Below are 25,711 nucleotides of genomic sequence, written 5' to 3'. Positions count from 1 at the left end.
CGCCGCCGGCCGGCTCAGCCGGGCGGCGGCGCCGGGAAGGTGGTGCGGTACGAGACCAGGACGTCGTTGCGCCAGGTGCGGCCGGCCAGCTCGACGCCGACCCGGGACGTCGCGTCGTCGGTGATCGTGATGGTCCCGAACTGCCCGCCGCCCGGGAACGTGCCGTGACTGTACGGGCCACCCTTGACGCTGCCGGGCCGGTCGAGCGCCCCGGCCTGCAGCACCGGGAATCCCGGGTAGCCGGACCCGCTGTAGCCGCTGTGGCTGCCGTCGTCCAGCGCGATCATGTGGGCGTCGCCGGCGATCATGATCAGATTGTCGATGCGGGCGGCGGCGACGACGTCGGCCAGGGCGCGCCGTTCCCGGGGGTAGCCGCCCCAGTCGTCGGCCCCTCGCGCCGGTGCGGCGATCCACGGATCCGGGTTCACCCACACCACGACCGCGTGGGTGCGGGCGGCGGTGACCAGCTCCCGCTCCAGCCAGGCGAGCTGCCGGGCGCCGAGCAGCGAGGTGCCGGTGCGTTCCGAGCGGTTGTCGGTGAGCACGAACCGCACCCGGCCGATGGTGAACGCCTGGTACACGGCCTGGCCGGGCTCCGGCTGCGGGTAGTGCGGCACGTAGGTGCCGTACGCCCGGCGCGCTGCGGGCCGGGTGGCAGCGGCGGCGTCGGCGTCGTTCGGGCCGTAGTCGTGGTCGTCCCAGACGTAGGCGACGGGCACCGACCGGTACAGGGCCGCCTGCGCCGGGGAGGTCAGCGTGCGCCGGTACAGCTCGCCGAACGTGGCGACGTCGTTGCGCGACGGGTTGCCGTAGTGCAGGTCTCCGGCGTTGATGTAGAGCAGCGGGGCAACGGCACGGATGGCGTCGAAGACGGCGCCGCTGGAGCCGGTCCGGGCGCAGGAGCCGACCGCGACCGTGAACGACGCCGGCCCATCCGGCATCGTGCGGAACCGGCCGGCGCCCCGGGCCCGGTCGGCGACCGCGTCGACCTCGATGACGTACCGGTAGGCGGTGGCCGGTCGCAGCCCGGTCGCCGGCAGCCGGACGACGCCGTCGTCGCCCACCGGCACCGCCGTGGCCGGCGGGACGGCGCCGGGCCGGTCGGGGGTGATCAGGAGGCGGGCGCGCCGGGCGGGCCGGACCACCTCGGCGACCACGGTCGCCGAGGTCGTGGTGACGGCGCCGGCCCAGGTCCACACCACCCGGTCGACCGCCGGCGCGGCCTGCGTGGACACCGGGTGGGCGGGGCCGAACCAGCGGGTGTGGACGCGCGACGCGCCGGCCCAGGTGCCCGTGAGCAGCACCGCGGTCGTGGCGGCGAGGGCCAGCACCCGGCGCCCGCTCCGGCCGTGCCGCCAGCCCAGCCACAGGCCCACCGCCGGCGGCAGGAACACGGCGAGCACCAGCACGCTGACCGCCGGGTGATAGGCCAGCGCCGCGAGCACGCCCAGCCCGTTGCCGGCCACGGCCACCAGCACCGCCGCGACTCCCTGCCCGCGGCGCGGCAGCAGCCCACCCACCAGGGCGAGGGCCAGCAGGGCGAGCTGCGCCGGCAACTCCGTCCGCGCGGCGAGGCCCTCACCCTCCGGGTTGCGCGGCACCCCGATCGTCACCGCCAGCACGGCGAAGCCGCCGACGGCCAGCAGCAGCCAGATCCGGCTCGCTCGCCGGAGCGTGGTCATGGCGTGCTGGGATCGGGTACGAGGCTGAAGGCGCCCTCCTCCTCCTGCGCGTTGTGCAGCCGCAGGATCGCGTACAGCCCGTAGAGCAGCCGCCGTACGTCGGTGACGTCCTCCGCCTCCGCCTCCAGGACCAGGTCGTCCACCGTCCGGCGGAGCCGCCCGATCTGGTGCTCGATCTCGGCGTGCGTACGGCTCAGCCCGCTCGTCGCCTCGACCCCGCCGAGCGCCCGCGCCATGATCGGCAGCAGCTCGGCCTCCTCGGCGTGCTCGTGGGCCAGCAACCGCACCTCGAGGTGCTCCAGCAGCTCGCGCACCGGCCCCAGGTCGTACGGCGGGTGGTGCAGCGCGTCGGCGACCGTGCGGACCTGCTCGACCAGGACGCGGACGTCGCGGTGCTCGGCGTACAGGCGGCGGGCCGTGGCGATGTCGGCGGGCGGGAGCACCACGGTGTGCGACGGCGCCGGCAGCAGGGCGGTCAGCGCGATGGCGATGGCGGCGACGTCGATGCCCTCCTGGAGCAGCGCGCCGGCCGCGGGTGGCAGGTAGCCCGCCGCCGCCGCCAGCATCGCCGCGGCCGACAGCCCCATCCCGACACCGACCGCCCAGCCGGCGATGATCCGGCAGCGCCGGGCGGTCAGGATCGCGTCGGCCAGCGCGTCGAGCCGGTCGACGGTCAGCACCACGTCGGCGGCCTCGGCCGAGGCGGTGGCCCCGCGGGCCGCCAGGGCGACCCCGACACCGGCCGCCGCCAGCGCCGGCGCGTCGTTGATGCCGTCGCCGACCATGATCGTCGGGCCCGCCTCCTGCTCCGCGCGGACCAGCGCCAGCTTGTCGCCGGGGTCGCAGTCGGCGTGCACGGCGTCGACGCCGACGATCCGGCCCACCGCCTCCGCGGTGTCCGCCCGGTCGCCGGTCACCAGCACCACCCGGGTGATCCCGGCCGTGCGCAGCCGCCGGATCATGCGGGGCGCCTGGGGCCGTACCGGATCCTCCAGCAGCAGCACGCCGGCCGGCGCGTCGTCGATCGCGGCGAAGACCGTCAGCGACCCGTCCAGCGCGGCCCGCCGGCGGGCCTGGCGCACCCACGCCGGCGGCGGACCGGAGACGATCCACGCCGCCTTGCCCAGCCGCACCCGGTGGCCGTCGACCACGCCCTCCACCCCGTAGCCGTGGCGCTCGCGGACCTGCTCGGGCGCCGCCAGCCGCAGGCCGCGGTCGTGGGCGGCGGTGACGATGGCGCCGGCCAGGACGTGGGCGGAGCTCTGGTCCAGGCTCGCGGCCAGGCGCAGCACCTCACCGGCGGACGGGCCCACCCCGGCCGGGGTGACCACGTCGGTGAGGACCGGCCGGCCGGCGGTCAGCGTGCCGGTCTTGTCGAACAGCAGGACCCGGCCGGCGGCCAGCTGCTCCAGCGCGGCGCCGCCCTTGACCACGACCCCGCTGCGGGCGGCCCGGGAGATCCCGGACATGATCGCGATCGGTACGGCCAGCAGCAACGGGCACGGCGTGGCCACCACCAGCACCGCCACCGCCCGCACCGGATCACCGGCGACCGCCCAGGCGGCACCGGCCAGCACCAGCGTGGCCGGCACGAACGCCAGCGCGAACCGGTCAGCGATCCGCACGAACGGCGCACTCGCCGCCTGCGCCTGCGCCACCAGGCGCACCACACCGGCATACGTCGACGCCTCCGCGGTCGCGGTGGCCGTCAGCCGCAGCGGCGAGCCCGCGTTCACCACCCCGCTGCGGAGGTCCTCGCCGGCCCGGCGCTCCACCGGCAGCGGCTCACCGGTCAGCGCCGCCTCGTCCAGCACCGCCGGGCCGAGCAGCCGGCCGTCCACCGGCACGATCTCGCCGGAGCCGACGACCAGCCGGTCACCGACCACGACCTCGGCCACCGGCACCTCGACCGGTCCCGAGGCGGTGTCCCGCCGGGCCGTCCGCGGCGCCCGGGCGGCCAGCGCGCTGAGCTCCCGGCGGGCCCGGGCCGCGGCGCGGGCCTCCAGCAGCACGCCGCTGGCCAGCATGACCGCGATGACCGCACCCGCGAACGCCTCGCCGACGGCCAGCGCGCCCACCAGCGCCAGCCACGCGATCACGTCGACGGTCGCCGCCCGCCGCCGCGCGGCCGCGATCAGCGACGCCGTCGAGTAGACCAGGCCCAGCACCGCCGCGGCGATCCACGCCGCGTCCGCCGCGCCCGGGGCGTCCGCCGCGGCGAGCGCCAGCCCCGCCAGGGCCAGCACCGTCGTCGCGGCGAACAGGGCCTGCTCGCGTCGCTGCATGACGTCCTCCCGGCACCGGCGACGGAACGCGCGTCCGCCCGGCGCCCTTCCACCGTGCGGCAGCGGCAAGATCCTCGGCAGGGCCGCAAGACCCGTTCCGGCGTCGCCATCCCGCCTCCACACCGCATCCACACCTTCCGCACCACCCGGCGCGACGATGCGGGAAGAGCACGAACCTGGGAGGAATCATGAGAACCACGACCACCCGCCGGACCGTTGTCCTGGTCGCCGCCGGCACCCTCGGGCTGGCCGGGATCGTGGCGGCCGGACCGGCCCTGGCCGGCGCCGACCTCTTCCCGGCCACCCGCACCACGCTGGGCCAGCCCGGCCCGGGCGACGGCAGCGGCTACGGCACCGGGATGGGCATGGGCGCCGGGATGGGCATCGGCATGGGCGCGGGGATGGGCGCGGGCGGCTGCCTCGGCGCCGGCCTGACCGCCCCGCAGGGCACCCTGACGGATCAGCAGAAGACCACCCTGGCCGCGATGGCGCAGGAAGAGAAGCTCGCCCACGACCTCTACACGACGTTCGCCGACAAGTACCAGCTGCCGGTCTTCGCGCACATCGCCGCGTCGGAGACCACACACCTGAGCGTCGTGCGCACCCTGCTCGACCGCTACGGGCTCAGCGACCCCACGGCCGGCGTCGCCGCCGGCACGTTCAGCGACCCCACGGTGCAGGCCACCTACGACCGGCTGCTGGCCCGCGGCACCACCGGCCGGGCCGCCGCCCTGCGGGTGGGCCAGGAGGTGGAGCGCACCGACATCGCCGACCTGCGGAAGGCGCTCACCGGTCTGACCGCCCCCGACGTCACCCAGGTCTACCAGCACCTGGTGGCCGCCTCCCAGCACCACCTGGCCGCGTTCACCGCGTGGGCGGCCCGCTGACCGAGCGGCCGGCGCCCGGCAGGAAGAGCGCCGCCGTCGCGGCCTCGCCGGTGGTGTCCGGCACGGTGCCGATGATCGCGCCCCGGTTGTTGAGATCGGCCGCGCTGTTCGGCACGCCCGCGGCGGACAGGTCACGGAAGACCCCGCGCCGCCACAGGAACGCGTGGTCGTCCGCCGAACCGGGCGCCACGTTGCCCGCGCCGAGGATCACGCCGCGGTCGTCGACGGCGGTCGCCCCGCCGGCGTTGCCACCGGGCAGGTTGCCGAGCAGTTCCAGCCGGGCCTGCCGCCACCGGGCCGCCTGGGACGACTCGGCGAGGAACACGGCTCCCACCACGTCACCGCGGTCGTTGATCGCCCGCGCCTGGCTGCCGTACGGCGTGCCGGGCAGGAACGTGGTCGTCCCGTGCTGCCACACGTACGCGGCGGACGGGCCGTCGTCACCGGGCGCCCGCCAGCCGGCGATCTGCCCGCGGTTGTTGATGTCCTCGGCGAACACCTCACCGGCCCCGGGCACACCCAGGTCGGTCATCCGGCCGGCACGCCACACGAACGCGTGCAGCGAACCGTCGGCGGTCGTGCTCGCGCCGACGATCGCCCCGTGGTCGTTGATCGCCGTGGCGAAGCTGGCCGTGCCGCCGAGCGTGCCCAGATCGGTGATCTCGCCGTGCTGCCAGCGCACCGCGTGGGTGGTGGCACCGCGCCGGCTCTGCCCGGCCACCGTGCCGGACCGGTTGATGTCCGCGGCGATCCCCCAGCCGCCGTCGACGCCGTCCAGCGTGCCCAGGTCGGCCATCCGCCCGTCCCGCCAGCGGAACGGGTGCGTCTGCCCGCCGGCGGTGGCCGACCGGCCGACGACCTCGCCCCGGTCGTTGAGCGCGAGCGGGGTGCTGCTCGGCCCGCCGAGCGTGCCGAGCAGGACGGTGCGGTACCCCACCGCCGGCGGGCCGCCCAGCGCGGGCGCGCCGACGAACGCCACCCCGGCCACCAGCGTGGCCACGGAGCCGATCCGCGTGCAGGTTCTCATGATTCGCACTCCTTCCCCACCCGGGCCTTTCCGGTGCGGCGGGTCAGGGCAGCGGATAGACGACGCGGGTGCGGTACTCGGTCTCGTTCACCGCTCCGGGCCCGGCGAGGTATTCCTCCCACATGACCGTGGGCGGGTGCAGCTTGCGCTGCGTGAACCAGTTGCCCAGCCCCGCGTACGCCTGCGTCAGGGTCTCGTAGGGGCCGACGTGCACCGCGCGTACCGCCGGGCCGCCGGGCAGCACCTCACGCACCAGCGCGTCGGTGGACGGCGGCTCCTCGGTCACCGGGAACCCGACCGTCACGTCGAAATGGTGGTCCTGTTCGTGGCGGTACACCGCGACCGGCGGACCCGCCGGGTGGGTGCCGGCCCGGGCGAGCTCGCCGGCGACGGCCGGGATCGCACGGGCGAAGAAACCGCTCATCTCGTCCAGCCCGACCCGCTGGCGCAGCCCGAGGATCGTGCGGGGTTCCAGGGTGACTCTCTCGACATGGTCAGTGCCGGTCGCGTTCATCGTGACCTCTCCCTCGAAGCGTTGCTGCCACCTCATCTCCACGCTCCCGCGCGCCGGCCGGCGGCGACAGAGCAGAAGGTCCGCCGGCGGCCGGACCTCCGCCGGGCGGCTCCCGGACGGGAGGACCTGCGGCCCTGGTCCGGCCGGTATCCACGGCGGACAATGCGGGCGAGGGGGCGTCAGGAATCAGATCGGGGTGATCACCATGGCGCATCCGGTGGTGCACTGGGAGATCGGCGGCAGGAACCTGGCCGGGCTCCAGGACTTCTACGCCAAGGCGTTCGGCTGGTCCATGCAGGAGGCGGGCGCGGACTACCGCCTGGTGCAGGCGGCCGAGGGCGGGTTCGGCGGCGGCCTGATGCGGGCGCACCCGCCGATGCCGCCGTACGTGACCGTCTACGTGCAGGTCGAGGACCTGGCGGAGGCGCTGAGGTCGATCGGCGAGCTCGGCGGCACCACGCTGGTGCCACCGACCGCCATCAACAAGACGGCGTCCTTCGCCCTGTTCCGCGACCCGGAGGGCAACACCGTGGGCCTGCTCCAGGCAGTCGGGCCCATCGCCGGTTGAGCCGGCGGCCCGAGGTCCGGCGCGACGGCCTCGCCGCCGCGCCGGATCGGTCAGGGCACGCCCGCGGGGCGGTACACCGCACCGGCTGATCAGCCGACGGCGGCCCTGGGCTTCCATGAGGTGCGTCGGGGCCGATCGTGGAGTGCCGCCCTTCCGGTGCACCAGAGGAGGACCTCGACGGGGTCTCCGGCCGGTGCGTCGGGAAAGAGCCGCCGCAGCACGGCGGCGCAGAGCGACGAGGGCGGCTGCCAGGTGACTCGCAAGCCCTCGGCGATGTCCCGCGTGTGCATGAGGATCTCGTTGACGCCGAGCGCGGCGAACCCGGTCCGGCCAGCGCTTGATCGACATCTGGCGATCCCATCACCCGCACCCGGCGAAGCATGCCACAGCCGGCGCTGCCCGGATCTCGTCCGGCTCGGTGGAGACCGGCCGGCGGTTCTGACACCGCCCACGATCAAGCGGGGTCAGAACCGCCGGCCGAAGCCACCCGGGCGACCGAACGGCTCAGCCGATCATCAGGGCGCGGGGGCCCGCGTCGTAGCGGCGGCGGATCCGGCGCAGCCGGGAGCGGAGGCGCTCCTGCATCAGGTCGGTCGCCTCCTGCAACGTCGCACCGACCGCGTGGACGTGCACGCCGATGCCGTTGACGTCGACGTGGGCGTCGACCCGATCGCCGGGGGCGGCGGCGTCGAGGGTCAGCGAGGTGCGCAGGACCGGGCCGGGTGCGTGGTGCAACGCCGCGGTCAGCTTGCCGACGGCGTACTCGGTGGCCTCCGGGCCGACGTGGCCGTGGGTGTGCACCTGAGGACTGATGACGTGCTCGAAGCTGGTCATGACGCCTCCTCCGCTCGTCCGGCCGGGCCGGCCGGGGCACTCCTCATGATCAGGTGGTGGCCGAGGGGCCAGTAGGGTCCAACGACCCGTGCCGCGACGGACCTCAGGGCATCAGGCGGCGCAGGGCCACGCCGGTGACGGCCGAGGTCACCGCCGCCATCAGCAGGCCGCCGGCGGCCCCGATCGCGGCGACGAGCACGATCGGCTGCCCGGGGTGCCACAGCGGCATGGTGAAGACCAGGAAGACCGCCAGGCCGGCCAGCCAGGCCAGCGCCGTGGTCACGATCCAGCTCGCCGAGCGGGGCAGCACCGTGCGCAGCACCAGCCATTGCGCCGTACCGATGGTGGCCAGCAGGGCGACACCCAGCACCAGCCCGCCGAGCGCCAGCACGGCGGCCGGCAGCTCGGCCCACCGGTCGGCCAGCGTGGAGGGCAGCATGCCGATGACGTACGCCAGCACGGCGCCACCCGCCGTAGCCAGGACCCACCGCCGCGCCGGGAGCCCCGGCAGCGCCTGCCGCAGCACACTGGCCTGGGCGAGCCCGAGCGCCGTGCCCTCCACCGCGCCGGCCGCCAGGATCACGCCCAGCGCGGCGAGGGTCGACCAGCCCGCCGTGACCGCGCCGGCGACGGCCGGCACGGAGAAGCCGAGGAACTCGCCGATCGTCACCACGAGCAGCCAGCGCCGGAACAGCGGTCCCCCGCGCAGCACGGCCGGCCTGGCCTGCGGTTCGGCGTACACCATGGTCCTGTCCTTTCGTGCTCGCGCCGGGCGGGCCGCCGCCCGTCCGGCATCCCGGAGCTGCTCACTGCGCGGTGTAGCCGCCGTCGGTGAGCAGGTACGAGCCGGTGGTGTTGGACGCCTTGTCCGAGGCGAGGAAGGCGGCGAGCTCGGCGACCTCCGCGGACCGGCCCATCCGGCCGATCGGGTGCAGGGCGCTGACGCCCGCGATGACCTCCTGGTCGGCGGCGGCCAGCAGCGGCGTGTCGATGAAGCCCGGGCCGATGCTGTTGACCCGGATGCCCTGCTGGGCGTAGTCGATGGCCGCGGTCTTGGTCATGCCGACCACGCCGTGCTTGGCGGCGACGTAGGCCACCGCCTGGCCGAAGCCGACCGAGCCCAGGATCGACGCCATGTTCACGATCGACCCGCCGCCGCCCGCCAGCATCGCCGGGATCTCCGCGCGCATGCAGTAGAAGACGCCGTTCAGGTTGACGTCGATGACCTGGCGCCAGCCGTCCAGCGGGTACTCGCCGGCCGGCGCCTGCGGCCCGCCGATGCCGGCGTTGTTGACCGCCACGTCCAGCCTGCCGAACATGTCCACGGCCGCCCGGACCATCGCCTCGCACGCCGCCGGGTCGGACACGTCCACGGTGTACGGCACCGCCGCGTCGCCGATCTCCTTGGCGACCCGGCCGGCGGCGTCCGCGTCGAGATCCGCGACGATCACCTTGGCGCCCCGCGCGGCGAGCAGCACCGCGGTGGCCTCCCCGATGCCCGACCCGGCGCCGGTCACCACCGCCACCTTGCCCGCGAAGTCCTGATCCATGATCTCTCCTCCGTTCCCCGGACCCGGCGGCCCGGTCGGCCGGCGGCTCGGCGAGCCGCCGAGGGTCGCGCCGATCAGCCGACGGGCGTGCCCTGCGCCCGGTCCCGGATGCCGATCAGCATCTTGCGTTCCATCACCAGGCTGCCCGGCTCCATGATCAGCCGGTCCGCCAGCTTCCGGGCGGCGGAGGCGGCGGCGCCCTCGGCGATCCGGTTCCGGCTGATCAGGCGGGTGCGACCGGACCGCTCGGCGAGCGAGAAGATCCACACCCAGCGGCCGTCCTCGGACCGGAACACCAGCGTCCGTTCCGGGTCGCAGATCGCCACCCGCATCCCCGGCCCGCCGTTGCCCATCGGCAGCACGTCACCGACGGCCAGCTGCTGGAATTCCGGCAGGATCCGATCGGCGCTGTGCATCCCGAGGCCGAACAGGTTCTCGATCCAGTCGTACGTGTAGGCGCCGCCCCGGCCGCTGCCCATCTGCACCAGCCACGGCCAGACGCGCTCCGGCGGCGCGTCGATGGTCACCGCCCGGGTGCTGAGCATGTCCGGCTCCGGCAGCAGCTCGTCGCCGGGCAGGGTCGCCTCGGCCTCCTCCGCCGTCGCTCCCCAGGTCAGGTACCAGCGGCGCAGGGCGGGCGCGTACACCGCGGCCGCCAGCGCGAGGCCCCCGCCGAACCAGGCTGTCCTGCTCATCGCGACAGCACCACCTTGAGCGCACCGGTCTCGCCGGGCCGCGCGAAGGTGTCGTACGCCGTCATGATGTCGCCGAGCGGGAACCGGTGGGTCACCATGTTCCCGGTGGCGAGCTGCCCCGCCACCACCATGTCGAGCAGCTTCGGCGTCGAGTACGTGTCGACCAGCCCGGTGGTGATGGTGATGTTGCGGATCCACAGGTCCTCGAGGTGCAACGTGGCCGGCTTGCCGTGCACGCCGATGTTGGCGACCCGCCCGCCGGGGCGCACCAGCGAGGTGCACAGCTCGAACGTCGCGGGCGTGCCGACCGCCTCCATCACCACGTCGGCGCCGAGCCCGCCGGTCAGCGACTTCACGACCGTCATCGGGTCGGCGTCGGCCAGCACGGTGACGTCCGCGCCGAACACCTTGGCGGCCTGCAGGCGGCTCTCCGCCTTGTCGATCGCCACGATGTGCGCCGGGGAGAACAGCCGCGCGGTGAGGATCGCCGCGAGACCGATCGGGCCGGTGCCGACCACCACGACGGTGTCACCCGGGCGTACCCGGCCGTTGAGCACGCCGACCTCGTACGAGGTGGGCAGGATGTCGGCGAGCAGCACGGCCGCCTCGTCGGACACCTGGGCCGGCAGCCGGTACGTCGACAGGTCGGCGAACGGGATCCGGGCGTACTCCGCCTGCACCCCGTGGATCAGGTGGCCGAGGATCCAGCCGCCGCCGCCCAGGCACTGCCCGTAGCTGCCCTCGCGGCAGAACCGGCAGATGCCGCAGGCGGAGATGCAGGACGCCAGCACCCGGTCGCCCTCGGCCAGCCCGCTCACGCCGCTGCCGGTCTCGACGACGGTGCCGACCGCCTCGTGCCCGAGCACCCGGCCGGGCTCCACCTCGGGCACGTCACCGCCGAGGATGTGCAGGTCGGTGCCGCAGATGGTGACCGCGTCGACCCGGATGACGGCATCCCGTGGGTCGGTGATCACCGGGTCCGGCAGGTCGGTCCAGGAGCGCTTGCCCGGGCCTCCGTACACGAGTCCTTTCATGACGCCTCCTCCTCTTGTCCTGTCTCCGACGTTGCCTGTCGGGCGGACCGCCGGGCAGGGCCGTCCGGCCCTACTGAACGGGACCGGGTCCGTGCGAAGCGGCGGTTCTAGCCCTGCACGAACGACAACGGGGCAAAGTCCAGGTAGATCGCGGTCCGGCCGGTGCCGGGCGGCCGGCTGAAGACGACGCGGCCGGTGCCGATGCCGAACCAGGGCAGCTCGATCCGGAAGACCTCCGGGTCCCGGTCGTCGTCGGGGTGCAGGACGAAGCCCCGGCGCAGCGCGGGTATCGGGCTCAGCGCCCGGATCACCAGCTCGCCGCGCCGCACGACAACCTGCACGGCGGGGCCGACGGCGAGCCTGGCCGGGTCCGTCCGGTGCGCGGTGAACCGGTACCACCCGCAGAGGTCGCCCCACGTCTCCGGGCGCTGCGGCAGGTCGGTGCGCACCGTGGCGGCCGGGACGCCGAGCAGCCGCCGCATCAGGTTCGCCGTCTCGGGCCCCAGCCAGTGCATGCCGCGCTTGGCCCCGTTCGCGAACGCGAGCACCGCCACCCCGGCGGCGGGCGCGAGCAGGATCTGCGCGTCGAAGCCGGGCAGAACCCCGTCGTGCTCGACGGTACGGTGGCCGCCGAGCTCGCCGCGGAAGAACGCCAGTCCCATCCCGGGGATCCGCGGATCCGGCTGGTACTGCGGCGCCGTCATGGTGGCCACCGTGCCCGGGGCGAGGACGGCGCCACCCCCGCCCAGCAGTGCGGCGACGTAGCGCGCCATGTCCCGCGGCGAGGACAGAACGGCGCCGCCGCCCACCGTGACGACCTCGTAGCCGGTGATCGGCACGGGCCCGCGGGCGCGCAGCTCGTAGCCGGTGGCCAGCCGTCCGGAGCACGCCAGGTCCGTGCTCGTCATGCCCAGCGGCGCGAAGATGTGCTCGCGGAAGTAGCGGTCCAGCGGCTCCCCGCTGACGTCCTCGACGATCTGGCCGAGCGTGGCGAACCCGTGGTTGGTGTACGCGAACGAGGTGCCCGGCTGCACGTCGACCCGCAGCCGACCGCCGTAGAACTCGGCGAGCGACGGCACCGGCCGGCCGGCCGGCACGGTCTCGCCCAGGTCCCGCATCCGCAGCAGGCCGGACGGGTGCAGCACCTCCCGGATGCCGGCGGTGTGGGTCAGCAGGTGCCGCAGCGTGACCGGGCGGAAGCCGGCCTTCGCCGGGACCAGCCGGTACGCGCGCAGATACGCGCCCACCGGCGCGTCCAGGTCGACGAGTCCCCGTTCCCACAGCTGCAGCACCGCGACGGCGGTGAACGTCTTGGTGACCGAGGCGATCCGGAACACGGTGTCCTCGGTGACGGGCGTGCCCGTGGCGATGTCGGCGAGCCCCGCGCCGTGGAAGGACTCCAGGGCCCCGCCGCGGACCGTGCCGACCGCGAGGCCCACCACCGGCCGGCGGTTGCGGATCCGGTCGACCTCGGCCGCCAGCTGGATCTCGTCGACGGGCATGCCGGTACCCCTCCGGTCAGGACGCCGCCGGCGCCGCCAGCTTGACCGCGGAGACGCCGGCCACGGTACGGGTCAGCACGGTGACCACCGTCCGCTCGGTCTCGTCGTCGAAGTCGCCCGCCACGGTCGCGACGCCACCCTCGACGGTGGCGGTCCACCGGCGCCGGCCGTCGGCGTACTCGTCGAGCCGGTGCTGCACCTCACGGGTCAGCAGGCCGTCGCTGCGGACCAGGGCCCGCAGGATGTCACGGCGGCTGATGATGCCCACGACCGTGCGGGCGTCCAGCACCGGCAGGCTGCGGACGTCGTTCTGCAGCATCACCTCGGCCACCTCGGCCACGTCGGTCCGCGGCGTGGTGGCCAGCGGATACGCCGACATGACCTGGACGACCATGGTCTGCCGGTCGACCGGATCGAGGGCCGGCACCGTCTCGGCGCCGGTCGCCGGGTCGGCCGGGACCTGATGCCGCAGCAGGTCACCCTCGCTCACCATGCCGACGAGCGCCCCGTCGGCGTCGACCACCGGGAGCGCGGTGACCGAGCGTGCGGTCATCAGCTCGGCGGCGCTCTCGACCGACGCGTTCTGCCGGACCGTGTGCACCGGACTGGTCATGATGTCTCGCACGCGCATGATGTCACCCCAGGTGTCGTCGTCCCTCCCAGCCTCGCGCCCGCCGCCTTCGCGGGTCAGGGCCGCAGGTCCCGGTGGCGCGGGCGAAGCGTCCCGTACCGGGCCGCCGCCGGACCGGGTCTTCGGTCCGGCGGAGTCGGGCGATCGGACCCGGGTGCTCGCGCCGCGGACCGGGCATCGTCGAGGTGTTGACATCTACTTCAGGAGGAAACGATGACAACGTCCGGCCGCCTGACCGCGGCACACCTCGAGCACGTCGAGGCCCCCGGCGCGATGCTCACCAAGCCGGCCGCCCGGGCACTCGCCGTCTTCCGGATCTCCCTCGGGTTCGTGTTCCTGTGGGCGTTCCTGGACAAGACCTTCGGCTGGGGCTTCGCCACCACGTCCGAACGCGCCTGGATCAACGGCGGTTCCCCCACCAAGGGCTTCCTGTCGTCGGTGGCCGTCGGCCCGTTCGAGGGTTTCTTCCACTCCATCGCCGGTGACCCGTGGGCCAACTGGCTGTTCATGCTCGGCCTGCTCGGCATCGGCCTGGCGCTGATCGCCGGCATCGGCCTGCGGATCGCGGCCGGCGCCGCCACCGCCATGATGGCCCTGATGTGGATCGCCGAGTGGCCGCTCGCCCGGCACACCAGCAGCGGCGAACCGACCTCGTCCACCAACCCGATCACCGACTACCACTTCCTGTACGCCGTCGGCGCCATCGTGGTCGCCTTCACCTACGCGGGCCACACCTGGGGCCTCGGCCGCTGGTGGGCGCAGCTGCCCTTCGTGCAGCGCCACCGCTGGCTGATCTGACGACCCGGCCGGCGCCCGCACCCGGGCACCGGCGGCACCGCGAAGCCGCCCGAGCGGGACCTCACCCGGGCGGCTTCTCCGTGCCCGCTCAGTCCACCGGCACGCGGTTGCGGGCCAGGGCCGGGTCGCGCATCTGGCGCAGGGAGACCCCCAGGCCGTACGTGACGAACTCCCCCGCCGGGCGGATCTCGATCACGGCCGTGGAGCTGCGGAGCTCCGCCGGCAGCACGGCGGACAGCTGCGCCGGCAGGTCCCGGCCGGCCCCGGGCGGATGGACCAGCGCCGTCCCCCGGAAGCTCACCGCGGCGGGCGGGATCGGGAACAGCACCGCGAGGATGCCGCCCCGGCGGACCGGCACGGTGACGGCGACGTGCCCGTCGGCCGCGATGTGCCGGGCCTTCCAGCTCTCCGGGGCGACGGCCACGTACAGCCGGTGATCGGCGACGGCGTAGAGCACGCCGCTCGACCGGGGTTCCCCGGCGGGGGTGACGTGGCTGAGCACCGCGAACGAGGCCTTGGTGAGCGCCCGCCACACCTGGGCGGTGGTCAGTGTCGGTGCGGCACGGCCGACTGCGGCCGGTCCGGTGGTGGGCATGGTGATCTCCTCCTCATCCGGCGGGGGCGCGGTGCGGGACCACGGCGATCGGGCACCGGGTACGCGCGACCAGCTCGCGCGTGGTGTCGCCGAGCAGACCCCCGGGGCCCGGCAGGCTGCCGGCCCCGAGCACCAGCAGTGAGGCCGAGGCGCTCAGCTCGGCCAGCGCCTGCACCGGGTCGGCGGCGTGCAGGACGTCCCGTTCGACCTCGTTCGCCTCGTCGGGCGGCAGGCTCTCGCCGATCAGGTGCGCCAGCATCCGGACGGCGCCCCCGAGGTCCCGGTGGCAGGCGCGGTGGTGGTCGCAGTCGGGCGGCCGGCAGTCGGTCCAGACGTACACCGTCCGCAGGGCGACCCCGCGGCGGCGTGCCTCGGCCCGACCGTAGGCGGTCAGCGCGGCGGCGTTCCCGTCGTCGTCCAGCGCCACCAGCACCGGTCCCGAGCTGTGCCCCGGTGCGTCGGCGCGCCCGTTGCCGGGCGCATCCGAGCCGGCGCCGACGACCATGACGCCGAGACCGGCGCCGTCGTCCGTGGATCCCATCAGTACTCCCCTGTTCCGAAAATCCTTCACTTCCGAGCATCCTCGGCTCCGCGCCGCCGAACCCGGGTCTCCGGCACCGCTCCGGCGGGACCAACGGCCTGCTCCGGCGCGGGGCGAGCCCGGAAGGGCCGGACGACTCTGGCCGCGCGGACCGGCCGCGGGCAGGCTCGCGGCATGGGCGTCGATCGCGCGAGCAACTCCGATCTGGCCTTCCTCGCGATGGACGGCGGCAAACGCCCGCTGCAGTTCGCCGCGGTGCTCCTGCTCGACCGGCCGCTCGACCCGGGCGTGGCCGAGCGGTTCCTCGCCGGGCGCACTGCCGCGGTGCCGCGGCTGCGCCAGAAACTCGTCCGCACCCCGCCTGGCTGCGGCCGGCCGATCTGGGTGGACGACACCGCCTACGACATCCGCCGCCAGCTGACCCGGATCTCCTGCGCGCCGCCGGGCGACGAGCAGGCCCTGCTGGATGCCGCGCTCGCCCTGCTCGCCACGCCGCTGCCCCGGGACCGGCCGTTGTGGCGGGCCGCGCTCGTCGACGGGCGGGCCGGCGGTGCCGGGGCCGTCGTCCTGGTCCTGCACCACGTGCTCACGGACGGCCTGGGCGGGCTCGCGTTGCTCGCCCGGCTGCTCGACCCGCGCGACGAGCCCTCGGCGGTCGCCGAGCCGCGCCGGCCGCCGGCCGTGCCGCGGCTCGCGGCCGACGCCATCCGTGGCCGGCTGCTGGCGGTGCGGCGGCTGCCCCGCACCTGGCGCCTGCTGCGCGCGTCGATGACCGCCGGCGGCGGCCTGCTGCCGACGCGCGCCGCGCCGTGCTCCCTGCTGCGGCCGACCGGGCCGCGGCATCAGGTGGTCGCGGCGCACGCGGACCTCCGGCGGCTCCGGGCGGCGGCGCACGCGCACGGCGGTACGGTCAACGCCGCGCTGGTGGCCGCCGTGACCGGCGCGCTGCACCGGCTGCTGACCACGCGAGGTGAGCGGCTCGAACGGCTGGCCGTGGTGCTGCCCGTGGCCGGCCGCTCGACCACCACCGCCGACCGGCTCGGCAACGAGGTGAGCCCGTTGCTCATCGACGTGCCGGTCACCGGGACCCTCGGCGACCGGATCAGCCGGATCGCCGGCACCGTGCGGCAGCGCCGCGACCTCGCGACCGGCCCGCCGCCGATCGGCCTGCTGGGACCGCTGTTCCGGGCGGCCGCCGCGCTGGGCGGCTACCACTGGTTCATGAACCGGCAGCGCCGGGTGCACACGCTGGTGAGCTATGTGCGCGGCCCGGAGCAGCCGGTGCGCCTCGCCGGCGCGACGGTCGACGCCGTGGTGCCGATCAGCATCGGGGAGAGCGGCAACATCAGCATCAGCTTCCTGGCCCTGTCCTACGCGGGCACCCTGACCGTCACGGCCGTCGCCGACCCCGACCGCTGTCTCGACCTGGCCGTCCTGTCCGCAGCCCTGCGGGCCGAACTGGACGCGGTGGTGTCGAGCACCCCACCGCCGGACCGGTCGGAGGGGCTTGTTCCTCGGTGACAGCCGGCGGCCTGCGACACACCACGAACGGCCCGAGGCACGGGTCGAAGCCGGGGAAAGGCCGCCGGGGCTCCGCCGGGCGCTGCCCGTCCACCAGGCACAGGCCGGCCACGGCGACCACAAGAACGGTGAGCTTTGCCATGGGATCCTCCACCCCGAGGATCACCCCGCGCGGCCGCGCCGGGCAGGGCCGAAGGGCCCGAGTGCCGCCCGGGGCCGCACCCGCGCCGGCGGCCCGGGACCTTCGGCCCTGCCCGGCGGACGCATGGCGCGCCATCCTGGGCGTGATACCCACCGGCCGCCGAGCACGTCGTCGCGGCCGCGTCCCGGCAACGATCATGTGAGCACCCGGAGGACACCATGATTGCGCACGTAGGCGATCGGATCGTCGTGGAGGGCAAGCACCTCGGCGACGCCCGGCGGCAGGGAGTCATCCTCGAGGTCAGCCACGCGGACGGCGCGCCGCCGTACCGGGTGCGGTGGCTCGACGACGGGCGGGCGACACTGATCTTCCCCGGCCCGGAGGCGCACATCGAGCCGCCGGAGCCACCGGCCGAGGACGCCTGAGCGCGGCGCGGCCCGGAAGAGGGGAGCACGCCCATGACCACCATGACCGGCGCGCCCGTGGTCGTCGGGGTCGACGGCTCGGCACGTGCCCTGGCGGCGACCGAGACAGCCGCCGCCGAAGCCGCCCTGCGGCACCGGCCGTTGCGGATCGTGCACGCCTTCGTGTGGCCCACGGTCGGATCGGCGATCCCGCCCGGCGATTTCGGGCCGTCGCTGCCCGCGTTCCGCGAGCGGGCCGACGAGATCGTCGCGGAGGCCGTCCGGGTCGCCGGCAAGTGCAGCCCGGGAATCGCCGTGACCAGTGAGGTGACGACCGGCGCCCCGGTGCCGGTCCTGCTCGCGGAGAGCCGCCGGGCGCACCTCATGGTGCTCGGCGACCGCGGGGTGGGCGGCTTCGCCGGGCTCTTCCTCGGCTCGGTCGCGATGCAGCTGGCCACCCACGGCGAGTGCCCGACGCTGGTGGTGCGCGGCGAGCAGCCGTCGGCGGGACCGGTCGTGGTCGGCGTCGACGGCTCCGCGGTCTCCGCGCACGCCTGCACGTTCGCCGCCGAGGAGGCGTCGCTGCGCGGCGTGGGCCTGGTCGCCCTGCACGTGTGGCGGGCCCCGGTGATCGGCACCCCCGGCGGCACCATGCCCCTGGTGTACGACGTGGACCTGCTCGAGGAGGAGGAACGCCGGGTCCTCGCCGAGAGCACCGCCGGGCTGGCGGAACGCTACCCGGACGTGCCGATCCGCCAGGAGATCATCCGGGGCGCGCCCGGCCACGAGCTGGCCCAGCGGTCCCGTTCGGCGCAGCTGATGGTGGTCGGCTCGCGCGGGCACGGCGGGTTCACCGGCCTGCTGCTGGGCTCGGTCAGCCAGCACCTGATCGGTCACGCCGGGTGCCCGGTGGTGGTCGCCCGCCCGCAGGACCCGCCCGGCTGAGCCGGCGTACCGCCGCCCTACCGGTCCGCCAGCAGGGCGGCGACCTCCTCCTCCGTCGTCGGCTCGAAGTCCGCGTACCAGGCGCCGACGGCGCCGAGCTCCGCCGGCTGCTCCAGGACGATCACCTCGTCGGCCTCCCCGGCCAGCAGCGCCGCCGCGCCGGGCGCGGCGACCGGCAGGGCCAGCACCACCCGGGCCGCCCCGCGGGCGCGGGCCACGTGACAGGCCGCGCGGGCGGTCGCGCCGGTGGCGGCGCCGTCATCGACGATCACGACCGTACGGCCGGCCCAGCCCGGCCCGGGACGACCCGCCCGCAGGTTCCGCAGCCGCCGCTCGACCTGGGCCGCCGCCACGGCCGTCGCCTCCCGGAGCTCACCCGGCTCGACGCCGGCCGCCCGCACCACGTCGGGGTTGGCGACCCGGACGCCGTCCTCGCCGACCGCGCCGAGGGCGAGCTCCGGATACCGCGGCACGACGATCTTCCGCACGACGATCACATCCAGCGGCGCGCCCAGGGCACGGGCGACCGGGGCGGCGACCGGCACCCCGCCGCGGGGCAGGGCCAGCACGACGGCGTCGGCGCCGGCCAGCTGTGGCAGCGCGGCGGCCAGCCGGCGTCCGGCGTCGGCGCGGTCAGCGAAGGCAGGCATGGTCATCGCGCTCCTCTCGTCAGCGGATCCGGGCCCACTCGCGGTACGCCTCGACGGCCGTGGGCAGGGTGGGATAGATGCGCTCCGGCCCGACGGCGGCGCTGAGCCCGTACGCGTCCAGCGCGGCGCGCAGGTCCTGCTTGACCCGGGCCAGCGCGAACACGATGCCCCGGCCGGTCAGCTCCGCCCGCAGGTCGTCCAGCGCGCCCAGGCCGGTGGTGTCCACCTCGACGTTGGCCTCCACGTTCAGGACGAACCAGGCGACCGGCTCGGGCTGGGCGTCGACCGCGGCCAGCGCGCGGCGGCGGAAGTCCTCGGCGTTGGCGAAGAACAGCGGCGAGTCGTACCGGTAGACGAGCAGGCCCGGCACCAGCGTCGCCTCCGGGTAGTCGTCGACGTCGTGCATGCCGGCCAGGCCGGGCACAAAACCCTGGACGGCGTCGTGCGGCCGGGCGACCCGGTGCAGCATCTCGGCGACGGACAGGCCGACGGCCAGCAGGACGCCGTACAGGATGTCGAAGACCAGCACGCCGCCGAGCGCGGCCAACGCCAGCAGCAGCTCGGTGCGGCGGAACGCCGCCAGCCGGCGGAACCCGGACACGTCGACCAGGCGGGTCGCGGCGTACACGACGATCGCCCCGAGCGCCGCGGCCGGGAAGTGGGCGAGCAGCGGCCCGGCGAACACCAGCACCGCGACCACGGCGGCCAGCGCGACCAGCGAGTAGAGCTGGGTCCGCCCGCCCGCCGCCACCGCCAGCGCGGTGCGGCTGCCGCTGCTGCTGACCGGGAAACCGTGCGTCACCCCGGCGCCCAGGTTAGCCGCGCCCATGGCCAGCAGCTCCTGGTTGGCGTCGACCGGGTCACCGCCGCGCACCGCGAACGCCCGGGCGGTCAGCACCGTGTCGGTGTACCCGACGACCAGAACGCCCACCGCGGGCAGCAGCAGGTGCCGCAGGTCGTCGAGATCGGGCAGCGCCGGGCCGGGCAGCCCGCGCGGCACCGCGCCGACGACATCGATGCCGTGCCGCTGGAGGTCGAACGCCACCACCGCGACGGTGGCCAGCGCCACCACCAGCAACGGCGTCGGGAGCCGGGGGAACAGCCACTGCCCGGCGAACAGCAGGGCCAGCACGGCCGCGGCGAACAGCGCGGTCCCCGGCGCCATCCGGTCCAGGTTCCGGACGAACGAGGCCAGCTCGGCCGGGATCCCGTCGCCGTCGACGGGGACGCCGGTGAGCTTGCTCAGCTGCCCGACGATCATCGTCACGGCCACGCCGGCCAGGTAGCCGATCAGGATGGGTTTGGACAGCAGGTCGGCGACGAACCCGAGCCGCGCGGCGAACGCCACCAGGCACAGCAGCCCCACCACGACGGCGAGCGCACCGGCGAGCACGGCGAAGCGCGCCGGGTCGCCGCCGGCCAGCGGGGCCACCGCCGCGGCCGTCATGAGCGCCGTCGTGGACTCCGGCCCGACCGAGAGCAGCCGCGACGAGCCGAGGATCGCGTACAGGATCAGCGGCGCGAGGATCGCCCACAGGCCGGCCACCGGCGGCAGGCCGGCCAGGCCGGCATAGGCCATGACCTGGGGTACGAGGTACGCGGCCACGGTCAGCCCGGCGAGCGTGTCACCGCGCAGCCAGGACCGCTCGTACCCGTGCAGGGTCACCAGGCCGGGCAGCAACCGCGTCGCCCACCGTGGCATGCCCATGCCCGATCTTCGCATCCCGCGGCCCGCGGCGGGGTCGCCGGACGCGGCTCAGGCGGTCGGGGCCGGCAGCGCCGATCCGACGCCGGACCGGACCGCGTCGACGGCCTCCCACTGCTCGGGGCTGAGCCCGGCGAGCGCGGCGGGGAACACCCCGTCCTGTTCCTTCAGGATGTGCTCGCGCAGCAGCTCGGCGGTCTGCACCAGCCGGTCCGGCCAGGCCGGGTCGGCCGGGGTGCCGCCGGCCGCCTCGCCGAGCACCGCCTCGATCCGGCGGTGGTCGGCGTGCAGCGCGGCCACCTGGTCCGGGAAGTCGTCGACCAGCGCCGGGAACAGCCCGCGCTCCTCGACCGCCGTGTGCGGTTCCAGGACCGTGGTGATCGCGCGGGCCAGCGCGGCCAGCTCCGGGACGTCGTGCAGCCCGTGCGCGGCCCGGATCCGGCTGATCAGCCCGACCACGGTGTCGTGCTCCCGGGTCAGTTCGCCGATCGCCTCCACCGCCTGGCAGCCGCAGTATTCGCACACGCCACTCAGCTCCCGCCGCCGTCTCCCGCCGGCCCATTGCCGGCACCTGTCAGAGTCGCCTACCCGAAAGCCCCGCGGACAGGGCCGTTGTACCCCATTTGCCGCGGTCGCCGCCCGGCAACCGGGGGCAGCTGCGCGGCGACCGCGATCAGCCACGCCACCTCCGTGCCCGCGTCACCGGCGGTCGCCGCCCGGGGTGACGGCAGGTCGACGATCTCGGTGTCCCCGGCTGCGGGCGGGTCCGAGCCGGCCGCCGCCACCGCCTCGGCCACCACCCGGGCTTCCACGGCCGCCTCCAGCCGTTCCCCGGTCAGGCCGAGGCGGGTGGCCGCCGCGCGGGCCTCGGCGGCGACCCCGCGGTTGGTCCACGGGCACAGCTCCGCGTAGCCGTCGAGGATCTCCGTGGTCATCCTGATCAGCCGCATCCGGGCGCCCGACAGCGCGCCGGGCCGGCCCCGCGGCCTCGGCCAGTCGCCGAGGGTGACCTGCGGCGCCGCACCGGACACCAGCACCCAGAGCGGCCGGAGCCGCCGGCACGCCCGCCAGGCCTGCACGTGCTCGGCGAGCTGGTCCAGCCGCAGCCAGCGCCCCCAGGCCAGGATCATCACGCCGATCACCAGCGCCAGCACCGCGACCGCATAGGTGCCGAAGGTGAGCCGGTAGAGCGCCGCGGAGACCGCCGGCCGGTCGCGGACGGCCAGGTTGGCGAGCTTCAGCCCGACGTTGACGAAGTTGAGGAGACAGCCGGCCGCGATCATCCGCAGGGCGAGCCGCACCGGGCCGCGGCGGGCCACCCGGGCGTACCGGGCGCAGAGCCGGCCCACCTGGGGCAGCCACCACAGCATGTAGCCCAGGTAGACGACGAGGTACGGCGCCGGCGGCGGATGCACCGAGGCGTAGTAGTCCCCGCCCCGCACGAACGGGTCGTCGGTCCGGTACGGCGCCGGCGTCAGCGCGTACGCCCCGATCAGCGCCGCCGCGCACGCCACCATGATCAGGTACTGGTTCCGGACCCGCCGGCGCGTCGCCGGGCCGGGGTGCAGGGTGTGCAGCAGGAAGGCGTGTCCGGTGGCGACGATGGCCACGGCCAGCACGTTGCCGACCAGCCGGCAGACGTCGAGCAGGCCGAGCAGCTGGTCCACGCGCGCACTGACCGGTTGCAGCGACACCGCGAAGGCGCCCATCGCGAGCGTCACCCCGAGCAGCCGGCGCAGCCGGTCGTGGCGGTGGTGCACGAGGTCCCACAGCTTGCCGACCGCCAGGCCGAGGCTGATCAGGGCCGTCGCGGCGCCCGCGGCGAGCAGGACGTCAGCCACTCTCGTCCGTGCTCTCCAGCAGGCCGGTCAGGCGTTGCAGGGCCGCCTCGTCGCCGTCGGTGGCCTGCGACGGCGGCCAGGACCAGTCGGTGATGCGCTGGGCCACGAGGGTTCCGAAGATCTCCGCCCGCCGCTCGGGCAGTTCCTCGTAGGAGCTGCGGGAGCGGAACGCGGGAGCGGCCACGGCCGCCGGAGCCACGTCGTCGAAGAGCATGTGGCCGTACTCGTGCCCGACGATCACGTGGCGCCGCACCGGCGAGGCGGCCGCGGGGTAGAAGACGTAGTCCGCGTCGCGGCCGGCCACCCACAGCCCGTGCGGGCCGCCCGCGGGCAGCGGCCGGGCGAGCAGGTGCACGGGACGGCCGCGGTGCGCCTGCATCGCCTCGTGGAGCCGGTCGGCGGTGAACCGGCCGCGCAGGCCGAGCCGGTCCAGCCCGCGCCGGGCCTGCCCGATCAGCTCGGGGAAACCGTCCGGGCGGCGCCGGGCCGACGGCCTCGGTAGCCACCTTGGCACTCGCATCACCGGCCCCGCCTCACCGCGTCACCCCTACCGGCCGGGCGTCGCGGCCCGGGCCGTCGCGCGGCAGTCTAGCCGACCCCACCATCCTTTGTAGATGTGTCGGGCCCGGCCGGCTGGTGCCGCTGCCGTGCCGCCTGCTCCAGCAGCACCACCTGCTCGACCATGGCGGCGACGGCGGCCTTCCCGGCGGCGGACATCTCGGCCTCGCCCATCCGCATCGCGACCGCCTGGATCGCCGGATCGCCGAGGGCCCGGGCGAGCCGCCGGTCGGTCTCGCTGTCGTCACCCTCGTCCTGGGTGAAGTAGGCCAGGCTGACCCCGAAGAGGGTGGCGAACGCCTGCATCTCGGAGCGGCGCGGGTCGGCCTCGCCACGGCGCAGCTTGCCGACGTGCGTGTGGGAGACCGGACACCCCAGCCGCGCCAGGGCGGCAGCCGCCGCCCGCGTGCTGTACAGCCGCCCGTCACCGGCGACGACCGTCCGGAACAGCTCGTCCAGCCGGTCGGCGAAGGTGCGGTGCGCGTGCCGGTCGCCAGTCACCGTGCGAACCCCTCCCACCCATGTCAATGACAAGTTACATCGTACGGCTCCCTGGAATCAACTGTTGACACGCATCGATGCCCTGCCCACTATGGAGCCCGACGTTGGCAGCGCGTTCCATAGTGGAGCTGCCTGTTTACATTTGATGAGGGGAAATCATGAGGATGGGCACGTTGGGCCGTGCTGTCACGGTCAGCACCGCGCTGGTGGTGGGCGCCGCGGGCGGAACGGTGGTGGCCGTCCTCGGCGCCCCGGTCGCCGCCGCGGCATCCGGCGTCGGCGGGGCGATCACCCGCTCGGAGACGTTGCAGCGGTCGCAGTACTGGGTCGACCGCGGCTTCACCTACACCCAGACCGGCCCGTGGGCGCCCGATCCGCAGGGCCGGACCTACCGGCGGGACTGCTCCGGCCTGGTGTCGATGGCCTGGCACCTCTCCGACTCACGCAGCACCGCGACCTTCCGGAACTGGGGTGGCAAGTTCGACCTGCCCAGCCTGCACGACCTCAAGGCCGGCGACGCGGTGCTGCGGGTCGGGCACATCGAGCTGTTCGCCCGCTGGATCAACGAGAACCGGCACGAGGACGGCGCCCTGGTGTACTCGTTCAACAACAACGGTGAGACCGTCCAGAACCCCAACGCCGTCAACAACTACGGCAAGCTCGGCAAGGACACCTGGAGCGAGCTGACCACGTACACCCCGATCCGGTACCGCAACATCGCCGACGACGGCCCGCCGCCCGGCAGCCCGGACAACTCGGTGCTGCGCGAGCCGAACGGCGCGATCAGCCTGGTGGTCGGCGGCGTGCCGTTCCACCTGACCCCCGCCGAGTACGCCGAGCTCGGGTCGCCGCCGGCCAGCGCGGTGCCGGCCGGCACCTTCGCGAGCATGCCCGGCATCATCGCCAACGGCACGTACGTGCGGACCACCGCCGACGGCGCCATCTACGTCATCGCCGGGAGCGCGAAGTACCACCTCAGCCCGGCCGAGTACGCGGCGCTGGGCGGCCCACCCGCCCGCAACGTGCCGGCCCGGCTCGTCGCCGGGCTCGGTGCCGTGCCGGCCGACAACACGTTCCTGCGCGACCCCGCCAGCACCGCGATCTACCAGGTGGTCAGCGGCGCCAAGTACCACCTCAACCCCGCCGAGTACGCCGGCCTGGGCAGCCCCGCGGCGACCAACGTCCCGGCCGGCTTCATCAACCGGGTGACCGCGTCGGTGCCGGTCGACTCGGTGTTCCTGCGCGACCCCGGCACCACCGCGATCTACCAGGTCGTCGGCGGCGCCCGCTACCACCTGAGCCCGGCCGAGTACGCCGCCCTGGGCGGCCCGGCCGCGATCAACGTGCCGGCCGGCTTCATCAACCTGACCGCGGCGGTGCCCCGCGACGGCAGCTTCATCCGGGACATCACCGACGGTGCCATCTACCAGATCGTCGGCGGCGCCAAGTACCACCTGTCCCCCTCGGAGTACAGCGACCTGGACAGCGCACCGTCGACGAACGTGCCGCACGGCCTGATCCTGTCGATCACCCGGACGCTGCCGTCCACCGGTTTCGTGCGCAACCAGGACAGCGGCGCCATCTACCAGGTCATCAACGGCGCGAAGGACCACCTGACCCCGGCCGAGTACGTCGCGCTCGGCAGCCCCGCCGCGGTCAACGTGCCGGTCGGCCTCCTCGACCGGCTCGGCGCGGTGCCGGCGGACAACTCGTTCCTGCGCGACCTCAGCGACACCGCGATCTACCAGATCGTGGGCGGGGCCAAGTACCACCTGACCCCGGCGGAGTACACCGCGCTCGGCAGCCCGGCCTCGGTCAACGTCACGCACGGTTTCGTCGCCGCGGTGACCGGCACCCGGCCGGCCGGCTCGCTGGTCCTCCGCGACCCGGTGTCCACCGGCATCTACCAGGTCGTCAACGGCGCGAAGTTCCTGCTGAACCCGGCCGAGTACGCCGCCCTGGGCAGCCCGGCCGCGATCAACGTGCCGGCCGGCCTGCTGGCTCGGCTCGGCGCGACGCCGGCCGACGGCACGCTGCTGCGCGACAAGGTCAGCACGGCGATCTACGCCATCACGGCGGGCCGGAAGGACCACCTGACCCCGGCGGAGTACGCGGCCCTGCCCGATCAGCAGTACACCGACGTGCCGGCCCGCTTCCTCGCCACCTTCCCCGACGCCTGATCCACCGGCCCGGCCGCCGCCGGCGCGAGGACCGCTCCTCGCGCCGGCGGTCGGTCGTGCGCGCTGGCAGGTAATGACAGAGCCTCCCTGATCGGGCCGGGGCGGGGTTACCGTTCATCGG

At 75.0% G+C, this 25,711-nt stretch carries 26 protein-coding genes and 1 pseudogene; 7 read left to right on the top strand and 20 right to left on the bottom strand.

From position 1 onward, the window contains the following. Positions 1 to 14 precede the first annotated feature (14 nt). Together ACIBQZ_RS14480 and ACIBQZ_RS14475 are read right to left on the bottom strand one after the other, a co-directional pair. Entirely contained in the window at positions 15 to 1,682 is a 1,668-nt protein-coding gene (locus ACIBQZ_RS14480; RefSeq protein ID WP_396089054.1) for an alkaline phosphatase D family protein, read from the bottom strand. Next, the gene (locus tag ACIBQZ_RS14475) at positions 1,679 to 3,967 is read right to left on the bottom strand and encodes a heavy metal translocating P-type ATPase (RefSeq protein ID WP_396089053.1); all 2,289 of its coding nucleotides are present in this window, start codon (positions 3,965 to 3,967) and stop codon (positions 1,679 to 1,681) included. The genes ACIBQZ_RS14480 and ACIBQZ_RS14475 overlap by 4 nt, the downstream gene beginning before the upstream one ends. Before the next feature lie 188 nt (positions 3,968 to 4,155). On the opposite strand from ACIBQZ_RS14475, the gene ACIBQZ_RS14470 reads away from it, so the two are divergent. After that, entirely contained in the window at positions 4,156 to 4,854 is a 699-nt protein-coding gene (locus tag ACIBQZ_RS14470; RefSeq protein ID WP_396089052.1) for a DUF2202 domain-containing protein, read from the top strand. Here ACIBQZ_RS14470 and ACIBQZ_RS14465 read toward each other — a convergent pair. Both ACIBQZ_RS14465 and ACIBQZ_RS14460 read right to left on the bottom strand, forming a co-directional pair. After that, positions 4,832 to 5,881, bottom strand: a complete 1,050-nt coding sequence (locus ACIBQZ_RS14465) for a hypothetical protein (protein WP_396089051.1) — start codon at positions 5,879 to 5,881, stop codon at positions 4,832 to 4,834. The genes ACIBQZ_RS14470 and ACIBQZ_RS14465 overlap by 23 nt on opposite strands. Positions 5,882 to 5,924: 43 nt before the next feature. Next, positions 5,925 to 6,431, bottom strand: a complete 507-nt coding sequence (locus ACIBQZ_RS14460) for a GyrI-like domain-containing protein (protein ID WP_396089050.1) — start codon at positions 6,429 to 6,431, stop codon at positions 5,925 to 5,927. A 169-nt stretch (positions 6,432 to 6,600) separates the two neighbouring features. Here ACIBQZ_RS14460 and ACIBQZ_RS14455 point away from each other — a divergent pair, with 169 nt between their 5' ends. Continuing rightward, positions 6,601 to 6,963, top strand: coding sequence for a VOC family protein (locus tag ACIBQZ_RS14455; RefSeq protein WP_396089049.1), 363 nt, complete (start codon positions 6,601 to 6,603; stop codon positions 6,961 to 6,963). 89 nt (positions 6,964 to 7,052) lie between these two features. Here ACIBQZ_RS14455 and ACIBQZ_RS14450 read toward each other — a convergent pair. From ACIBQZ_RS14450 to ACIBQZ_RS14415, 8 genes and pseudogenes are all read right to left on the bottom strand, one after another. After that, a pseudogene (locus ACIBQZ_RS14450) lies at positions 7,053 to 7,355 on the bottom strand (hypothetical protein); the annotation flags it as partial. Between the two features lie 112 nt (positions 7,356 to 7,467). Then, positions 7,468 to 7,797 (bottom strand): hypothetical protein, encoded by a 330-nt coding sequence (locus ACIBQZ_RS14445; protein ID WP_396089048.1) that lies wholly within the window; start codon positions 7,795 to 7,797, stop codon positions 7,468 to 7,470. 103 nt (positions 7,798 to 7,900) lie between these two features. Then, positions 7,901 to 8,542: a hypothetical protein gene (locus ACIBQZ_RS14440; protein ID WP_396089047.1), complete on the bottom strand. Its 642-nt coding sequence runs from the start codon at positions 8,540 to 8,542 to the stop codon at positions 7,901 to 7,903. 61 nt (positions 8,543 to 8,603) lie between these two features. Then, positions 8,604 to 9,347, bottom strand: coding sequence for an SDR family NAD(P)-dependent oxidoreductase (locus ACIBQZ_RS14435; protein WP_396089046.1), 744 nt, complete (start codon positions 9,345 to 9,347; stop codon positions 8,604 to 8,606). 74 nt (positions 9,348 to 9,421) lie between these two features. Then, positions 9,422 to 10,042 carry an SRPBCC family protein gene (locus ACIBQZ_RS14430; RefSeq protein ID WP_396089045.1) on the bottom strand — a complete coding sequence of 207 codons (621 nt, stop codon included), beginning with the start codon at positions 10,040 to 10,042 and terminating at the stop codon, positions 9,422 to 9,424. Then, the gene (locus ACIBQZ_RS14425) at positions 10,039 to 11,076 is read right to left on the bottom strand and encodes a zinc-dependent alcohol dehydrogenase family protein (protein WP_396089044.1); all 1,038 of its coding nucleotides are present in this window, start codon (positions 11,074 to 11,076) and stop codon (positions 10,039 to 10,041) included. Before ACIBQZ_RS14425 ends, ACIBQZ_RS14430 begins: the two co-directional genes overlap by 4 nt. Positions 11,077 to 11,183: 107 nt before the next feature. Further along, a complete protein-coding gene (locus tag ACIBQZ_RS14420; protein WP_396089043.1) occupies positions 11,184 to 12,578 on the bottom strand; it encodes a serine hydrolase domain-containing protein in 1,395 nt (464 codons plus the stop codon). Positions 12,579 to 12,594: 16 nt separating this feature from the next. Further along, positions 12,595 to 13,209 (bottom strand): HPP family protein, encoded by a 615-nt coding sequence (locus tag ACIBQZ_RS14415; protein WP_396089042.1) that lies wholly within the window; start codon positions 13,207 to 13,209, stop codon positions 12,595 to 12,597. 213 nt (positions 13,210 to 13,422) lie between these two features. Here ACIBQZ_RS14415 and ACIBQZ_RS14410 point away from each other — a divergent pair, with 213 nt between their 5' ends. Then, on the top strand, positions 13,423 to 14,007 hold the full coding sequence (locus tag ACIBQZ_RS14410; RefSeq protein WP_396089041.1) for a hypothetical protein: 585 nt from the start codon (positions 13,423 to 13,425) through the stop codon (positions 14,005 to 14,007). Positions 14,008 to 14,095: 88 nt separating this feature from the next. On the opposite strand, the gene ACIBQZ_RS14405 is transcribed toward ACIBQZ_RS14410, so the two are convergent. Both ACIBQZ_RS14405 and ACIBQZ_RS14400 read right to left on the bottom strand, forming a co-directional pair. Beyond that, the gene (locus ACIBQZ_RS14405; RefSeq protein WP_396089040.1) at positions 14,096 to 14,602 is read right to left on the bottom strand and encodes a pyridoxamine 5'-phosphate oxidase family protein; all 507 of its coding nucleotides are present in this window, start codon (positions 14,600 to 14,602) and stop codon (positions 14,096 to 14,098) included. A 13-nt stretch (positions 14,603 to 14,615) separates the two neighbouring features. Next, complete coding sequence (locus ACIBQZ_RS14400) at positions 14,616 to 15,143, bottom strand: universal stress protein (RefSeq protein ID WP_396089039.1); 528 nt, start codon at positions 15,141 to 15,143, stop codon at positions 14,616 to 14,618. A 174-nt stretch (positions 15,144 to 15,317) separates the two neighbouring features. Here ACIBQZ_RS14400 and ACIBQZ_RS14395 point away from each other — a divergent pair, with 174 nt between their 5' ends. From ACIBQZ_RS14395 to ACIBQZ_RS14385, 3 genes are all read left to right on the top strand, one after another. Then, positions 15,318 to 16,664, top strand: coding sequence for a wax ester/triacylglycerol synthase domain-containing protein (locus ACIBQZ_RS14395; protein ID WP_396089038.1), 1,347 nt, complete (start codon positions 15,318 to 15,320; stop codon positions 16,662 to 16,664). Between the two features lie 360 nt (positions 16,665 to 17,024). Next, positions 17,025 to 17,231 carry a DUF1918 domain-containing protein gene (locus ACIBQZ_RS14390; RefSeq protein WP_396089037.1) on the top strand — a complete coding sequence of 69 codons (207 nt, stop codon included), beginning with the start codon at positions 17,025 to 17,027 and terminating at the stop codon, positions 17,229 to 17,231. 33 nt (positions 17,232 to 17,264) lie between these two features. After that, positions 17,265 to 18,155: a universal stress protein gene (locus ACIBQZ_RS14385; protein WP_396089036.1), complete on the top strand. Its 891-nt coding sequence runs from the start codon at positions 17,265 to 17,267 to the stop codon at positions 18,153 to 18,155. A 17-nt stretch (positions 18,156 to 18,172) separates the two neighbouring features. Here the strand turns inward: ACIBQZ_RS14385 and ACIBQZ_RS14380 are convergent, their stop codons facing one another. From ACIBQZ_RS14380 to ACIBQZ_RS14355, 6 genes are all read right to left on the bottom strand, one after another. Continuing rightward, on the bottom strand, positions 18,173 to 18,811 hold the full coding sequence (locus ACIBQZ_RS14380) for a phosphoribosyltransferase (RefSeq protein WP_396089035.1): 639 nt from the start codon (positions 18,809 to 18,811) through the stop codon (positions 18,173 to 18,175). A 13-nt stretch (positions 18,812 to 18,824) separates the two neighbouring features. Beyond that, complete coding sequence (locus ACIBQZ_RS14375) at positions 18,825 to 20,513, bottom strand: SulP family inorganic anion transporter (RefSeq protein ID WP_396089034.1); 1,689 nt, start codon at positions 20,511 to 20,513, stop codon at positions 18,825 to 18,827. Between the two features lie 48 nt (positions 20,514 to 20,561). After that, the gene (locus ACIBQZ_RS14370; RefSeq protein ID WP_396089033.1) at positions 20,562 to 21,035 is read right to left on the bottom strand and encodes a hemerythrin domain-containing protein; all 474 of its coding nucleotides are present in this window, start codon (positions 21,033 to 21,035) and stop codon (positions 20,562 to 20,564) included. 59 nt (positions 21,036 to 21,094) lie between these two features. Then, positions 21,095 to 22,351: an MAB_1171c family putative transporter gene (locus ACIBQZ_RS14365; RefSeq protein WP_396089032.1), complete on the bottom strand. Its 1,257-nt coding sequence runs from the start codon at positions 22,349 to 22,351 to the stop codon at positions 21,095 to 21,097. Next, positions 22,344 to 22,871, bottom strand: a complete 528-nt coding sequence (locus ACIBQZ_RS14360) for a hypothetical protein (RefSeq protein WP_396089031.1) — start codon at positions 22,869 to 22,871, stop codon at positions 22,344 to 22,346. Before ACIBQZ_RS14360 ends, ACIBQZ_RS14365 begins: the two co-directional genes overlap by 8 nt. A 68-nt stretch (positions 22,872 to 22,939) precedes the next feature. After that, positions 22,940 to 23,410, bottom strand: a complete 471-nt coding sequence (locus ACIBQZ_RS14355) for a hypothetical protein (protein WP_396089030.1) — start codon at positions 23,408 to 23,410, stop codon at positions 22,940 to 22,942. 173 nt (positions 23,411 to 23,583) lie between these two features. Between ACIBQZ_RS14355 and ACIBQZ_RS14350 the strand changes: the two genes are divergently transcribed. Then, positions 23,584 to 25,590 carry a hypothetical protein gene (locus tag ACIBQZ_RS14350; RefSeq protein WP_396089029.1) on the top strand — a complete coding sequence of 669 codons (2,007 nt, stop codon included), beginning with the start codon at positions 23,584 to 23,586 and terminating at the stop codon, positions 25,588 to 25,590. Positions 25,591 to 25,711: the final 121 nt, after the last annotated feature.

The sequence above is a fragment of the Actinoplanes sp. NPDC049599 genome (assembly GCF_044465625.1).
GTDB lineage: Bacteria > Actinomycetota > Actinomycetes > Mycobacteriales > Micromonosporaceae > Actinoplanes.
This window is presented reverse-complemented; position numbering and strand designations above follow the sequence as displayed.